The sequence below is a fragment of the Mucilaginibacter sp. P2_A5 genome, from assembly GCF_056404995.1.
This window is the reverse complement of record NZ_JBFUCY010000044.1, coordinates 1-16,108: the sequence shown is the minus strand read 5'-3', so window position 1 is coordinate 16,108 and position 16,108 is coordinate 1. Positions and strand designations below refer to the sequence as shown.

The following is a 16,108-nucleotide window of genomic DNA, read 5'->3' as shown; positions in this document are numbered from 1 at the left end:
TTAATTTTAGTTTGATTGTTGTATTATATTAATAGTCTGATTGCAAGGGATAAATTCTTCAAAAAACAACCTTAAAAAACCGCTCTTTAGGTTTTGACCAATAAACCCTACACTTTTTTATAAAAAACATAATATTTACAGGGTTTATCTAAATTATTTCCTGAAATTAGGTAGTAATTTTAACAATAACAAATTTTTAACAAAAAAAACATAATAAAAATTATAAAAATTACAAAAATCGCAATTCAAAACCCAAAAAGAGGATAAATTTTAATGAATTTTAAATACCAAAAAGCTATAAATACCAATAAAACAGATTTAAACATTTAAATAAGGTGTTTTAGCATACAAAACGACAAAAACAGCCTGTTTTACCAATAAAAACGAAATAAATTAACATAAAAAGTAATTTTCCATCCCATCTGGTCAAAAAAAACAGCCATCATCATTCAAACAGATTATGGCTTCTACGGTACAATAGCAGCTCAAATCATTTTATTTCGTCAAATTTTAATGCATATTTTAAAGGATAGTTCTATTTTTGAATTTGTCTTTATTTAAAACCGTATATAAACCTATATATAAAAATGCCTAACATTCGATTTAAAGCGCTTCAGGACGTTCTGAACAGGACCATCCCTGAAGTTAAACCGCCTGCCGCCAAAATCTCAGATTATTTTGGCGCCAATGTTTTCGATAAAAAGAAAATGAAGGAATACCTTTCTACAGAAGCGTACCAGGGTATCGTTAATTCCATAGAAAAAGGTGAAGCTATTCCCCGCGACCTGGCCGAGCAAATAGCCTCGGCCATGAAATCATGGGCTTTGGGCAAAGGGGCCACTCATTATACGCACTGGTTTCAGCCGCTCACCGGCACCACCGCCGAAAAGCACGATGCTTTTTTTGAATCTACAGCTGATGGCGGCGCTATTGAGCGTTTTAGCGGCGATGCCTTATCGCAACAGGAGCCCGATGCATCCAGTTTCCCAAGCGGTGGCATCCGTAACACCTTTGAGGCCCGCGGCTATACCGCCTGGGACCCATCGTCTCCTGCCTTTTTAATGGCGCGTACCTTATGCATCCCCACCGTATTTGTATCATACACCGGCGAGGCTTTAGATTATAAGGTACCTTTATTAAAAGCCTTAAGCGTACTTGATAAAGCAGCGGTTGACGTTTGCCACTATTTTGATAAAGGAATTGAGAAGGTGAATGCCTCATTAGGGTTAGAGCAGGAATACTTTTTAGTCGACATTGCCTTATTTAACGCACGCCCCGATCTTTATTTAACCGGCCGCACCCTTTTTGGCCATATATCTGCCAAAAACCAGCAGTTAGAAGATCATTACTTTGGTTCGATACCGGAGCGGGTGTATGCTTACATGCAGGATATGGAAGCCGAGGCCTTATTATTAGGTATACCGTTAAAAACACGCCATAATGAGGTTGCCCCATCGCAATTTGAGTGTGCCCCAATTTACGAGGAAATAAATCTGGCCATTGATCATAACCAGCTTTTGATGGATTTGATGGACCGCGTGGCGCGCAGGCATAACTTTAAAGTATTGCTGCACGAAAAACCGTACGCCGGCATAAACGGATCTGGCAAGCACAATAACTGGTCGTTAATTACCAACACGGGTAAAAACCTGTTATCGCCGGGTAAAACGCCTAAGAACAACCTTATGTTCTTAACCTTTTTTGTAAATACCATAAAGGCCGTTCATGAACATGCCGACCTGTTAAGGGCATCGATAGCATCTGTTAACAATGATCATCGTTTGGGCGCCAATGAGGCCCCTCCTGCCATCATATCTATTTTCCTGGGCAGCCAGCTAAATGATGTGCTGGATGAGATAGAAACATCGCGCATCAGCAAAAAAATAAAAGAGGATAACCTGTTATGGCAGGGCATTCCGAAGATTCCGCAGATACTACCCGATAACACCGACCGTAACCGTACCTCGCCATTTGCATTTACCGGTAACAAGTTTGAATTAAGAGCAGTTGGGTCATCAGCCAATTCGGCCAGCCCGATGACCATCCTCAACCTGATTGTGGCCGAGCAACTCAGGAAATTCAAGTATGATGTAGATAAACTGATCAAAAAAGGCGAAAAGAAAGATCTTGCCTTATTGATCGTTATTAAAAAATACATCAAAGAATCAAAAAACATCCGTTTTGAAGGCAATGGATACAGCGAGGAATGGGAAAAGGAAGCCGAACGGCGCGGTTTAGCTAATATTAAGACCACACCAAAAGCATTGGACGCATTTTTGGCCGAAAAAGCCGAGATCCTGTTTGCCGAAACGGGTGTGTTTACTCCGCGTGAAGCACATGCGCGTCACGAAATATTATTAGACAGCTTTTACAAAAAACTACAGATAGAAGCGCGTGTAATAGGCGAACTGGTGCAAAATGTGATTATCCCGGCGGCAATAGCCTATCAAACCAAGCTGATAGATAATGTGAAAGGCCTAAAAGATTTAGGACTTGCCCCGTCATCCTATGAAGCCCAGCTTGATATAATCACAAAAATTGCCGACCACGTAAACTTCATTAAAACCAATGTTGACCAAATGGTTGATGCACGTAAAACAGCAAACGCAGTGGAAGACATCCGCCAGCGTGCCATTGACTATGATGAAAAGGTAAAATCATTTTTTGCCCCTATCCGTTACCGGGTTGATAAGCTGGAGCAACTGGTAGACGATGGCATGTGGCCGTTGCCTAAGTTCAGGGAGCTGTTATTTTTGAAATAGACACACTAATTACGCGGATTTAGGCGGATTTTACGAATGCCTGTTTATTACAGAGCCGCTAATTTTTAGGAATTAGCGGCTTTTTATTTATATATATTATATGGGGTGGATTTCACTTAAAAACCCGCATCGGCTTAAAAAGGTACCGTGTTACCGGGTTGGCTGTCGTCTGTGTGTAACTCATGCCCGGAACTTCCATAAACACGCATCCGGATTCAGCTAAATGCCTTTTCAGAAAGTTTTTTGTATAAACCAATTTTTTTGAGCGATAATTGTATTACCATCATCCAATTACCTATTTAAATGACCGTTAATGACATTGTGCTTTGCGAACGCCTAAAGGGCGGCGATGTAGAAGCTTATAAGCAAATCTATGACAAGTACCATAGTCAGTTATATTATTACGCATTAAGGTTTTTGAAAATGCCTGAGCTGGCAGAAGATGTGATCCACGATGTTTTCTTAAAATTATGGGAAATTCGCGAACAGCTAAAGCCCGAATACGGTATAGCTGGTTACCTGTATAAAATAAGCCGGAACCAGGTATTTAAACTGATTAAAAAAATTGCCGTCGAAACCGAACTAAGGGCCAAAGTAATAAGCATTATTGAAGAACAGGCCATAGAAAGCGAAGCCGATTTACAATGGAACGAATATGCCGGACTACTTGGCGGCGCGGTTGAACAGTTACCGCCACAATGCAAAAAAGTTTTTAACCTCTGCCGCCAGGAAGGCAAAACCTATGATGAAGCCGCTCAAATACTGGGCATCAGCAAACATACTGTTAAAGAGCATATGATGGCCGCCATGAAAAGTATTAAAAAATATTTCAGGCAAAACGCCGATATTGTATTTAGTTTGTTAATTGTCGAATTGATGAAATAGTAGTAAGTGGCAAGTGTGCCTCGGTTTTACTTTTTATAACTTATCCTTTCCAATATCTTTTTAAACTGCAAATGGGTGTTGCCTTCGCCCGGCTTATCATCAGTATCCCACCAATCAAAAAGCAATTTCAACGAATTATGGGCAATTGGATTTTGTTTAAGCAAGTTGTCTAATTCATCTAACTCCTCCCCGGTAGCCTCATTTGCCATTTTTTTGGTAACAAGCATCCAAATATGATCTTCCATATAATTCGGGGCTATTGGTTATTTTTCGGTGCGGGTAGCATGTAATTGTATAAATACCTATATAAACGTTGTATTATATATTAAATTATTCAATAATACATAAGCGTTATATGTTATGTGACGCTTGCATTGAGCAAAAGGTTGCACCATAGCCTGTGATTTGCCAAAAAAATATTTTCGCCTATACCCCCCCGGCTATCAGTCTTTAGGATATATACAAACGATTATGGATCCTAAAAAGAATTACCAGCACCTGCTGAACAAGTATTTATTGAATGAATGTACTCCTGCCGAAGCAGAAGAACTATTCGATCATCTCAAAAAAGATGAGGCAGGCCGCTTACTGCTTAAAAATTTGCAAACCGGTTTCAACGAGGAAATAAACCAGCACCGCGCCATCGATCCTGAAATAAGTAACAGCGTTTGGCAAAGGCTGGAGGCTGGCATCGGCCAGGAACAACATCGCAAACCATATCCGTTTAAAAAATGGATCTCAGTTGCAGCGGCTGCAATCATTTTACTTACCGCAGGCTTGTTTTTATTTAAGCAAAAGCCCCATAATTATCAATTGGCATCGCGCAAAGAAAGGTTTAAAAACGATGTGGCCCCCGGTAGCAACAAGGCTATACTTACGCTTGCCAACGGGCAAACAATTGTTCTTAACCAGGCAAAAAATGGCTTGATAACCAAACAGGGGCAAACCATCATCAATAAAGTAAATAATGGACTGGTTTCCTACAAAACATCGGGCGCCGGCGTTGCTGCTGTTCAATACAATACCGTATCAACCCCAAGAGGTGGCGAATACCAGGTTATACTTCCTGATGGAACAGCGGTTTGGCTAAACGCAGCATCTTCGTTAAGGTTCCCAACTGCTTTTACCGGTACCGAAAGGAATGTGGAGCTTACCGGCGAGGCTTATTTTGAAGTAGCCAAAAATAAGGCCATGCCATTTAAAGTTACGGCAAATAAAGTACAGGTTGAAGTATTGGGCACCCACTTCAATGTAAATGCCTATGACGATGAAAATACCTTAAAAACCACACTATTGGAAGGCTCGGTTAAGCTGACCAGCAATAGCGGGCAGGTAATGCTGGCACCAGGCCAACAAGGAAGCTTTAATAAACAAGCCGGCAACTTCCGTGTAGCCAAAGCTGACGTTGAAGAAGCCGTAGCATGGAAAAACGACAATTTTATGTTTGCCAGTGAAGATATTCAAAGCATATTAAGAAAAGTGTCCAGGTGGTACAACGTAGATATTGTGTACCAGGAAAACGCACCTAAAAAAGCGATATGGGGTACAGTATCCAAATTTGATAATGTATCTGAAGTGCTAAAGGTGGTTGAATTAACAGGGGTTGCCCACTTTACCATTGAAGGAAGGAGGATCACGGTGATGAAATAGTTATACACACTTCCGGGGATTAAAACCCGCTATTTTATTACAGTGCAAAAAAAATCCAGAAGTGGTTGCAACACTCCTGGACAATTAAATGCCTGTTGGCAATAGCCCGGGTTACCCTTATATAAATCTTGACAAACCATATTCAGTTATAAACCCAAACTATTCAAAATTATGAATTTTTTTCCTCATTATTTATGCCGTAAACCAAGCGGCATCTATACTAAGATATTGCTAATAATGAAGCTAACTTTAGTTATAATGATAGGATTTTTATTGCAGGTTAGCGCAAAAAGCTATGGCCAGCGAATAAGCCTGTCGCAAAAAAATGTTTCGCTCGAGGAAGTGTTTCGCGAAATACAAAAACAAACTAAATTCAATATCCTATGCGATGCCGAGATTATTCAGCAATCGACATCAATAAATGTTAACTTACACAATGCATCCATCCGGGATGCCCTTTCTGTTTGCCTGGCCGGTAAACGTTTAACTTATGTTATTGACGGCAATACCATAGTAGTTAAACGCAAGACGTCCGAAGAAATAGTTAAAGAAAGCCGGGCGGCTATTGTAGTAACCGGTACAATTACCGATAGCAAGGATTTGCCCTTGCCAGGCGTTACTGTTGGTATAAAAGGGACATATTCTGCCACATCAACTGACGCGAATGGAAAGTATACCATATCCGCGCCATCGCCTGAATCGGTACTGGTGTTTAGCTTCATTGGGTTTGAAACTATCGAGGTACCGGTAGGCACTCAAACGGTAATCAGCTTAAAAATGAAAGAGGCAGGCAATATCCTCAACGAGGTTGCTGTAGTAGGCTATGGCGTACAACGTAAGGTAAGCCTCATAGGCGCACAATCAACGGTAAACATCGAGGAATTAAAGCTTCCTACCTCAAATATTACAGCTTCGCTGGCAGGCCGCATTTCGGGTGTGGTTGGCGTACAGCGCTCCGGCGAACCGGGGAAGGATGTGGCCGATATCTGGATCAGGGGCATTGCCACCTTTGGCGGGGGCTCATCATCCCCATTGGTTTTGGTTGATGGGGTTGAGCGCAGCATAAGTGCCATCGATCCCACCGATATTGCTTCCTTTACTATTTTAAAAGATGCATCAAGTACCGCTGTGTATGGGGTACGCGGCGCCAATGGCGTAGTACTGGTGCAAACCCGGCGCGGAAAAGTTGGCAAAACACAAATTTACCTTGATTATAACGAAGGTGTTACCACTTTTACCAGGCGCCCTAAACTGGCTGATGGTGTAACTTTTATGAACCTTGCCAATGAGGCCCTTACTACCCGTGGCCAGCAACCAAAATATACCCAGGATTATATTAACAATACGGCCAATCAAACAGATCTGCTATTGTACCCTAATGTCGACTGGCTGGATGCTACCTTCAATAAATTCGGGCATAACAGGCGGGCAAATTTTAACGCAAGCGGCGGTGTTGATAACGCGCAGTATTACGTATCGGTAGGTTATTATAACGAAGCCGGTTTTTTGAAAACAGACGACCTGGCACAATATAACTCCGATGTAACTTATACCAGGTACAACTTTACGAGTAATTTAAATCTTAAACTTACCAGCACAACCAAGCTTGATTTGGGCGTACAGGGCTATACGGCAAATTCAAACGGGCCATCAATTGCAACCCAGGATTTGTTTGTTAATGCCTTATCTGTACCACCGGTAGAGTACCCCATAGCCTACCCGGGCGGTTTTATTCCCGGAAAATCGGCCAACGGCGGTTTCCGTAACCCCTATGCCGACTTAACCCGCAGGGGCTACAATACTTTTTTCGAAAATACGGTAAACTCCAACCTCCGCTTAACCCAGGATCTTAAATTTATTACTCCGGGTTTAAGCGCCACCGCCATGTTTGCGTTTGACAATTATAGCTCGCATAACATTAACCGGTCAAAACGTGAGGATACTTATTTCCCCGATTCAAATAACCCATACAATGCAGATGGTACCCTAAACCTGGTGCGTACCTATACTGGCAGCGGCAATTATTTAAGCTATGGCCGAAGCAACGATGGCCGAAGACAAACTTACACCGAAGCAGCCATTAACTATGACAGGAGCTTTGGCAAACATCGTGTAAGCGGCCTGGTGCTGGGCAACGCGCGCGACAGGGTTTTAGCGTTTGCGGGCGATTTCCAGGGTTCCATACCGTTCAGGTATCTTGGACTGGCCGGCAGGGGAACTTACTCTTATGATGACCGTTACTTTTTTGAAGCCAACTTTGGTTATAACGGGTCAGAAAACTTTGATCCTAACAGGCGTTTCGGTTTCTTTCCGTCATTCGGCGCCGGCTGGATAGTATCAAACGAAAAGTTTTTCGATCCGCTTAAAAATGCCATAACCTTCCTTAAGTTTCGCTACTCCGACGGCTTTGTAGGCAGCGATGATCTTGGGCAGAATAAGCGCTTTGGCTATTTAACCATCGTATCTGAAATTGGCTCAAACGATGGCGGTTATACTTTCGGCAAAAACTTCGAAAGCATTAATGGTATCAACGTAACTAAATATGGTGTAGCGGTAAGCTGGGCAAAATCGCACAAGCAGGATCTGGGTTTCGAAATAAAGACGCTACACGATAACCTTTCGTTGGTTGTGGATTTGTTTAAAGAACACCGCACCGGAATCTTTTTAGACAGACAGTCGGTACCGGGCTTTGTTGGTTTGGTAAGTCAGCCACAGGGCAACCTGGGTGTAGCCGATAACAAAGGTATTGATGCAACTCTCGATTACAATGCGCAGTTTGGCAAAGTATCAGTAGGTCTGCGCGGTACTTTTACCTATAACAAAGCAGTAATAGTTGAGGATGACAGGCCTACCCAGCTGTATCCATGGCTCGAACACCGTGGCAACCCTATATTGGCCCGTTATGGTTACCAGGCCGAAGGTTTATTTGTTGACCAGGCCGAGATTGACAAAAGCGCAGTACCGGGCGATAAAACTAAGGTAAAACCAGGCGACATTAAGTATAAGGATATCAATAACGATGGCCTGATAAACGCTTACGATCAAACCAAAATTGGCAATGGCGATGTACCATCAACAGTGTATGGCTTTGGCGTTAATGTAGGCTACAAAGGCTTTTATGCGGGTGCTTTTTTCCAGGGCGTGGCCCATGCGGATATTATGCTGGGCGGCGCGGGCGCTATTCCGTTTAATGGCGATGGCGGCAGCAATATTTACAACAATGCAACCAACAGGTGGACGCCGGAAAACCCAAGCCAGAATGTATTTTACCCGCGTTTGGCTTATGGCGACAGCGAAAACTTCAACAACTCGCAGGCAAGCTCATGGTGGGTAAAAGATGTCGGGTTTGTACGGCTGAAAACTGCAGAATTTGGCTACAATCTGCCAACAGATCTGTTCAGCAAATTCAAAATCAAAAACGCCAGGATTTATTTTATCGGCTACAACCTGGTAACCTTCAGCAGCTTTAAACTTTGGGACCCGGAGTTGAACACCGACCGCAATGGCCGCGCAACGGGCGCCAAATATCCAAATGTTAAAACGCTTTCATTAGGCCTTAACCTGAAATTTTAATCAATATTAAGACAGCATCATGAAAAAGATATTATTATTCGCAACGGTATTGGTCTTAACGGTCACCACTTCCTGCAAAAAATATTTAGACCAGGTACCAAACGACAGGTTATCATTAGATGAAACCTTTAACAGCCGCAGCAGCGCTGAAAAGTTTTTGGCCAATATATACAATAACATACCCGATGAATTTGGCCAGCGCAACCCCGGCGGCAACCGCAATGCCGGCTTATGGACAGGAGGATGTGACGAAGCCGACTACGATTGGGGCTTTGTACAATCAAACGATGTAAACATTGGTAACTGGGATGCCAACTCCGGCTTCGTATCTGATTACTGGGTTAACTATTACAAGGGCATCCGCTCGGCAAGCTTTTTTATTGCCAATGTAGATAAAGTAAAGGATATGTCCGATCAGCTTAAAGCACAATACAGAGCAGAAGCAAAAGCTTTACGCGGCATGTTTTATTATTACCTGATGCGTATTTATGGCCCGGTAGTGTTATTAGGAGATGAAGTTATAGCCCCCGATGCCGGCTTTGATGATGTACAGTTGCCCCGTAGCTCATTTGATGAGTGCGTTGCCTATGTTGAAACCGAGTTGAAAGCAGCAGCTGATAATTTGCCGGTTACCCCCAATAACGATAGCAACTACGGCCGTATCACCAAAGGTATTGCCTTAGCTTTCAGGGCGCAAACACTGTTGATGGCGGCAAGTCCGTTATATAATGGCAATACCGATGAGGCCGCATTAAAAAACGCGGATGGTAAACAATTGATAAGCCAGACCGCCGATGTTAACAAATGGAAAAAGGCAGCCGATGCCTATAAGGACTTTATAACCCAGTTTGTACCTACGGTGTACGACCTGTTCCGCAAAAATGATGGTTCGGGCAATTATGATCCCTACCTCAGTTGCCGCGATTTGTGGTTAACCGACTGGAATAAAGAGGTTATCCTGGCCCGTGCCAACAATTCTTTAAACTCCCGCCAGTACGAGCTGACGCCCTATCATAATGGCGCTCCGTCCGAAAAACGGGGTTCCGGAGGTTTGGGTGCCACGCAAAACATAGTTGATGCCTTTTTTATGGCCAATGGCAAAAGCATTACCGATGCAGGTTCGGGCTATGTAAGCAGTGGCAACTCAACTACCGATACCAAATACACCAAAGCCGGCATTTACAACCAATGGGTGAACCGCGAGCCGAGGTTTTATGTTGACATCACTTACAATGGCAGCACCTGGTTAAACACCAACGGCGGCGAACTTATCACGCAGCTGTACAACCACGGAAACTCGGGCAAGGCAACCGGCGGTAACGACTATACCCCTACCGGCTACGTAGTACGCAAAATGATGGGACTGGGCAATTGGAACGTTGGCGGCCGTACGCTTATGCTGTTGCGCTTAGCCAACATTTACATGGATTACGTGGAAGCGCTGAACGAGGCCGCTCCCGGCGACCCCGATATCCTTAAATATTTGAACCTCATCCGCGATAGGGCGGGTATCCCGGTATACGGATCAACAAACCTGCCGGTACCCGCCGGCCAGGCCGAAATGCGTGTAGCCATCCGCAAGGAACGCCGGGTTGAGCTTGCATTTGAAAACGTAAGATTTTTTGACGTACGCCGTTGGAAAATTGCCGAGCAAACAGATAACGGCCCTATCAAAGGCCTTAATATCAATGCCGATTTACCCGACTTTTTGAACGTGGTAACGTTTGAAACACGCGTATTCAGCAAACGGCATTACTTTTTCCCAATTCCCCAGAGGGACGTGGATACTGATAAAAAATTAGTCCAAAACCCGGGCTGGTAATACCAGCCGCACAATTGCAGCAGCAGCGGAAAACCCGTTGCTGCTTTTTTAACCGGTCCCCCTATCCTATCCAGGGGTATTGTTCCATTTAAAACCTCACTATGAAAAAGTTAACCTGTTGTTTAGCACTGAGTTTGTTTATAAGCTTTGCCGGCTGCAGTAAGGGCAAAGATACCAAGCCCGCCAAAACCTCGGTGGTTAAACCCATTAACCAGGATTTTACCGCAGGCGATGCCGACCTGGCTTACAGCGCATTTAACAGCGCATTTTATGATACGGCTAACAAGCTGTATTACAGCACGACTAAAAAGGATGGCGTGGCCGCTATCTGGACACAGGCCATCTACTGGGATATGGCCATGAACGTATACCAGCGCACCAAAGCCCCCGCCCAGATGACTATGATTGGCGATGTTTACCAGGGCAACTATAACCACTACGATGCCTACAACTGGACCAACCACACCGTATGGTTTATTTACGACGATATGATGTGGTGGGTAATGGCCCTGGCCCGCGCCCACCAGGTTACCGGCAATGCTACCTACCTGCAAAAAGCCAAAGAAGGGTTTGATCATGTATGGGCGGGCTCATATGATCCTGTGAATGGTGGCATGTATTGGGATTTTCAGCATAGCGGCAAAAACGCCTGTATCAACTTCCCTACCGTGATAGCGGCCATGCGCCTGTATAACATTACCGGCGATACCGGCTACCTTGATAAAGCCAAATCCATATATGCCTGGAGCAAAGCCAATTTGGTTGATGCGACGGGCAAGGTGAACGATAACAAAATTGGCAATAACCCCGCCGGCGGCCAGGACTACACCTATAACTCGGGCACGGCAATTGGGGCCGCACTAGCTTTGTACAAGCAAACTAACGATGCCGCCTACCTTAACGACGCCAAACTATACACCGATTATGTAAAGAACAGCCTGTGTACCAATGGCATACTACCCGCCGAGGGCGACTTTAATGAGCAGGGCGTACTCAAAGCCATATTTGCCCAGTACGTAATGCAGCTGATAACCGAGGCTGGCCAAAGCCAGTATTTAAGCTGGATTCAAAACAATGTAAATACCGGCTGGAAAAACCGAGACGCTAGCCGCAACCTCACCTACCGCAATTACGCGGTAGCCTGCCCTACCGGCAACATACAATCATATGAGGCCAGCAGTATAGTAACCTTTATGCAGCTTTGCCCGCCCACAACAAAGTAACACCCTACCTGTACCTATGATAGGCCTGCCCGTTGAAAAACGGCGGGCTTTTTTGCAGGATATTACCGCTGCAGCGTTCCACCGGAACGGGTGAAACGCATGGAACGGGTGGAACATCTTCATCGTTCATTATCAACACTTTACATATTTGCAAAAACAAGACATGGAACACCTTTAGCCTGAAAATCAACACTTTAACAATTCGATCAAAAAACCATAAGTCTTAAGTCCAAAGTCATATTTTCTGCTTCAACAGGCTCAGGATTTTCAACCCAGGGCTTCCGGCTTAATACCCAAAACATTTCCGACTTTGGACTGCAGACTTCCGACTTAAGACTCCCCCGTAACCGCTGTAACAAACTACCGGAAACGCTATCTTAATACAAAAATATGCTCCCATGATCATCGTAAAAACCGACTCTTTCAACACCCCAGACCGGCTGGCGCTTTTTATCAACGAAAACAATATCAAACGCCAGGACATTCTTACCATCACCGATGGCCCACGCGGCTTAACCATCTTTTATTATGGCGACTCCGAAACTGAAGAAGTCACACACGGGTTGTTCTCTTAGCCTATCAAATTTTATGCAAAAAAATGATACTTTTTGACATTTATGGACTAATTTTCGTAACTGGTTTTCATTAAAAATCAACTAATAACAAATGAAAATTGCCACCTATAATGTTAACGGTGTAAACGGCCGGCTGCCGGTGCTGTTGCGCTGGCTTGCCGAAACCACGCCCGATGTAGTTTGCCTGCAGGAACTAAAAGCCCCCCAGGATAAATTCCCATTGGAGGCCATTACCGATGCCGGCTACAACGCCATATGGCATGGCCAAAAAAGCTGGAACGGTGTAGCCATCCTGGCCCGTAAAGATTACGAGATCAAAGAACTCCGTAATGCCCTCCCCGGCGACCCCGACGATGAGCACAGCCGCTACATCGAAGCTTTTGTAAACGGCATTGTCATCGGCTGCCTGTACCTGCCCAACGGCAACCCGGCGCCCGGCCCCAAGCTGGAGTACAAGCTGCGCTGGTTCGAGCGCCTTACCAGTCATGCATCGGGCTTGCTGGCGCATGGTATGCCTGCTATACTTACCGGCGATTACAACGTAATGCCCACCGAACTGGACGTTTACAAACCCGAGCGCTGGCTTGACGATGCCCTCTTCCGCCCCGAAGTGCGCCTGGCCTTCAAAAACCTGGTCGACCAGGGCTGGACGGATGCCATCCGTAAACTATACCCCACCGAGGTGATCTATACCTTTTTCGACTACTTCCGCAATGCCTACGGCCGCAACGCCGGCCTCCGTATCGACCATTTCCTCCTCAGCCCCCACGTAGCCGACCGCCTCCAATCCGCCGGCGTCGACCGCCACGTACGCGGCTGGGAAAAAACCAGCGACCATTGCCCGGTGTGGATTGAGATTGAGTGGTGAGTGGTGAGTGGTGAGTGGTGAGTGGTGAGTGGTGAGTGGTGAGTGGTGAGTGGTGAGTGGTGAGTGGTGAGTGGTGAGTGGTGAGTGGTGAGTGGTGAGTGGTGAGTGGTGAGTGGTGAGTGGTGAGTGGTGAGTGGTGAAAATTGCTCACGACAGGGTTTGTTTTAGATTTTCGCAATTATGCGGAATTTATTTCGGTGCCACACATCGCTGGCATGATAAACCCATGTCATTGCGAGTGAGTATCAGGTAAAACCAGAAAAAAATGGGGATGACGTGTTGGTTCCAGAGCATCACAACAACTATGTCATTGCGAGTAACCATCAGGTAAAACCTGGAAAAAATGGGGATGACATGATTGCAAATGGGACTTAATGTAGAGATGAAAAATTTTGCGGATCCCTTTTAAAAAGCGGTGGAAATGTGCGATTCCCCTCTTGAGAGGGGCGGAGGGGTGTGTTTATGCACGCGCAATGAACGCGGAAAAACACACCCCTGCCAACGCACTCCCCATCCCGCCCCCTCTCGAGAGGGGAATAAAAAATACATTTGATAATCAATAACTTATATCGATGTCATTATAAGCGATAGCGTGGCAATCGCGGACTGTGCAGGTCCGCCATACATAGTTCGCGATTGCTTCGTTCCTCGCAATGACATAAATCACTAAAAAATATAGAGCTGAAAGTCAGCTATTTACAAACATGTCATTATAAGCGCAGCGTGGCAATCGCGAACTGTGCTGGTCCGCTTTGCATAGTTCGCGATTGCTTCGTTCCTCGCAATGACATAATTAAATTTTAATAATACTGACAATCAATAACTTACAAACACATCGTTATAAGCACAATGCGCCCATGCCCTCTAAAAATCCAGCCAGGATACCCCCGATTAATTCCGTTCAAACCGGCCTGTTTTATTAACAAGTACTATTTTGTATAGGATGAGGTCGAGTTTGGTGCCGATGTCCTCTTCTCGTTCGGCCAAACCGTGGGAAGGGTGATTGGCCGTTTTTTCGGCAAAGGGCATTAAACGGTGGGTAATGGCCGTCATGGCCTGCTCCTTTTCTGTAATATCGGTAATCTCTTCAAACCGCCCCCAGGCAATCACGCTTTGCCAGTTAAAAATAGTTTTTATGTCGTCAACCTGGAAACACACCCGCGGGTTCTTACGCATCATCTCCATCTTTTTACCCGTTGTGCTATGCCCGATAACCTGTTTTCCATCGTAAACATAATTCACGGGCACAATATAAGGCATGCCACCGTCAGTACAGGCTATGCGGCCGGTAACCTGTCGTTTAAGTAGTTCTTCTATCTGCGTTTCGTTCAGTTTCCCTAACATTTCAGTGTCTCCCGTTTGCGTTAGGCATCGTCGCCCCTTTCAATTCACGTTCCAGGCCTACCGCCAAAATCAGGCTCCGCAAACATTTTTTGTCCATATGGTCAAACCCATGGTTCATAACAGCTTTCTTTTGTGGGTCTTTTTGTAGCATGGCCCCCATTTTTAACACAAAGCGATCTTTCCACGACAGTTTGGAAACAACGCACCGCCCGGGCAGAAAAAATGTCCCCTTCGTTTTCATAACCCCGGGTTCCAGGTTCGTCTGCAGCAACTGCTGCTGCTCTGCCTTATCTTCAGCCGACGTACCGCACACAATAAATAAGAATAGCTTCTTGCCCGTCAGTAAGCTAATGTTCCGTTTCAGCCATTTTCCAATGGTAAATTTACCAACGTAAACAGAACTGCCAAGAATAACCAGGTCATAACTGGCAAGTATTGCGGGCGTAACCTGGTCTGCTTTCAAAAATGGCATATGCAGCGCACCCGCCAGCCATTGCGCATACTGCTCAGTTGCGCCGTATTTACCCTGATATATAATGATCCCATTCATGGCTTTTCCCGGTTTTTATTTTCGGCAATTTAGGTAACCGCGTCCTTGCGGAAAATGACCATGGTCATGGGAATAGCTGATGGGCGTCTCTTTTAGTATCAAGTAGCGAGTGTCAAGTAGCAAGTAGCAAGTATCAAGTAGCAAGACAGCTGCATGAAAAAGTAGCAAGTAGCAAGACAGCTGCATGAAAAAGTAGCAAGTAGCAAGTATCAAGTAGCAAGACAGTTGCATGAAAAAGTAGCAAGTAGCAAGTAGCAAGTCGCAAAACAGCTGCGGTAATATATCCGGTCATAAACCTATGTCATTGCGAGCGCAGCGCGGCAATCGCGAACTATGCATGGCGGTTATTTGGTCATAAAGTCATATCGTAATGAACCCTAAAAATCCCTCGTCGAATACCAACTACTCCATACTTTCCCCAAAAAAATCTTGATACTTGATACTAACTAATGCGAATCAAGGGTTAAAAAATAAGATAGATGAAAGCGGCGGCGATTTTGGCGAATACATGTACGAGCAGCCCGTTGGTAGACCTGACCTTACTTGCTCTTTGCAGGTCTGTTTTTTCAATCAACCAATTAAATAGGGATTCAATAGGTTGCCTAAYCGTTGAAACGGCCGTTCCAAATAAATCATTTGCAGCTTTATCTCGTTGTTTAAGTTCTTCTGCTTGACACTTTACAGCTTTGACAGGTGTAAGCATAGTTGCGTTTGCTTTTATTTCTAAGTCTTTAAAGTATGGTATATCATGATATATTTTGTCTCCAAAGAAGGTCCGGTTTGTTATGCCGCCCCAATCCTGCTTAAAGACGTTCAAATCGCTCTCAGATGCGGTAGTGATGATAATTTGTTCGGG

General features: G+C 44.7%; 12 protein-coding genes. 8 read left to right on the top strand and 4 right to left on the bottom strand.

Going from position 1 to position 16,108, the window contains the following annotated elements; all coding sequences use genetic code 11:
• Nucleotides 1–587: 587 nt before the first annotated feature.
• Nucleotides 588–2,762 carry a glutamine synthetase III family protein gene (locus tag AC1DXF_RS27120; RefSeq protein WP_477451822.1) on the top strand — a complete coding sequence of 725 codons (2,175 nt, stop codon included), beginning with the start codon at nucleotides 588–590 and terminating at the stop codon, nucleotides 2,760–2,762.
• Nucleotides 2,763–3,065: 303 nt separating this feature from the next.
• Nucleotides 3,066–3,647 carry an RNA polymerase sigma factor gene (locus tag AC1DXF_RS27115; protein ID WP_477451821.1) on the top strand — a complete coding sequence of 194 codons (582 nt, stop codon included), beginning with the start codon at nucleotides 3,066–3,068 and terminating at the stop codon, nucleotides 3,645–3,647.
• Between the two features lie 26 nt (nucleotides 3,648–3,673).
• Here AC1DXF_RS27115 and AC1DXF_RS27110 read toward each other — a convergent pair whose 3' ends face one another.
• Nucleotides 3,674–3,892, bottom strand: a complete 219-nt coding sequence (locus AC1DXF_RS27110) for a hypothetical protein (protein ID WP_477451820.1) — start codon at nucleotides 3,890–3,892, stop codon at nucleotides 3,674–3,676.
• Nucleotides 3,893–4,118: 226 nt separating this feature from the next.
• Between AC1DXF_RS27110 and AC1DXF_RS27105 the strand changes: the two genes are divergently transcribed.
• The 6 genes from AC1DXF_RS27105 (at nucleotide 4,119) to xth (ending at nucleotide 13,358) form a co-directional block, all read left to right on the top strand.
• Complete coding sequence (locus tag AC1DXF_RS27105; protein WP_477451819.1) at nucleotides 4,119–5,297, top strand: FecR family protein; 1,179 nt, start codon at nucleotides 4,119–4,121, stop codon at nucleotides 5,295–5,297.
• 237 nt (nucleotides 5,298–5,534) lie between these two features.
• Nucleotides 5,535–8,870 (top strand): TonB-dependent receptor, encoded by a 3,336-nt coding sequence (locus tag AC1DXF_RS27100; RefSeq protein WP_477451818.1) that lies wholly within the window; start codon nucleotides 5,535–5,537, stop codon nucleotides 8,868–8,870.
• Between the two features lie 19 nt (nucleotides 8,871–8,889).
• The gene (locus AC1DXF_RS27095; RefSeq protein ID WP_477451817.1) at nucleotides 8,890–10,692 is read left to right on the top strand and encodes a RagB/SusD family nutrient uptake outer membrane protein; all 1,803 of its coding nucleotides are present in this window, start codon (nucleotides 8,890–8,892) and stop codon (nucleotides 10,690–10,692) included.
• A 101-nt stretch (nucleotides 10,693–10,793) separates the two neighbouring features.
• Nucleotides 10,794–11,915: a glycoside hydrolase family 76 protein gene (locus AC1DXF_RS27090; protein WP_477451816.1), complete on the top strand. Its 1,122-nt coding sequence runs from the start codon at nucleotides 10,794–10,796 to the stop codon at nucleotides 11,913–11,915.
• Between the two features lie 398 nt (nucleotides 11,916–12,313).
• Nucleotides 12,314–12,490: a hypothetical protein gene (locus AC1DXF_RS27085; protein ID WP_477451815.1), complete on the top strand. Its 177-nt coding sequence runs from the start codon at nucleotides 12,314–12,316 to the stop codon at nucleotides 12,488–12,490.
• A gap of 91 nt (nucleotides 12,491–12,581) precedes the next feature.
• A complete protein-coding gene (gene xth, locus AC1DXF_RS27080; RefSeq protein WP_477451814.1) occupies nucleotides 12,582–13,358 on the top strand; it encodes an exodeoxyribonuclease III in 777 nt (258 codons plus the stop codon).
• An 891-nt stretch (nucleotides 13,359–14,249) separates the two neighbouring features.
• On the opposite strand, the gene AC1DXF_RS27075 is transcribed toward xth, so the two are convergent.
• The 3 genes from AC1DXF_RS27075 to AC1DXF_RS27065 all read right to left on the bottom strand — a co-directional run.
• On the bottom strand, nucleotides 14,250–14,702 hold the full coding sequence (locus AC1DXF_RS27075; RefSeq protein WP_477451813.1) for a pyridoxamine 5'-phosphate oxidase family protein: 453 nt from the start codon (nucleotides 14,700–14,702) through the stop codon (nucleotides 14,250–14,252).
• A gap of 1 nt (nucleotide 14,703) precedes the next feature.
• Complete coding sequence (locus tag AC1DXF_RS27070; RefSeq protein WP_477451812.1) at nucleotides 14,704–15,252, bottom strand: flavodoxin domain-containing protein; 549 nt, start codon at nucleotides 15,250–15,252, stop codon at nucleotides 14,704–14,706.
• A 463-nt stretch (nucleotides 15,253–15,715) separates the two neighbouring features.
• On the bottom strand, nucleotides 15,716–16,108 hold a 393-nt coding region (locus tag AC1DXF_RS27065), incomplete at its 5' end, for a transposase (RefSeq protein ID WP_477451811.1).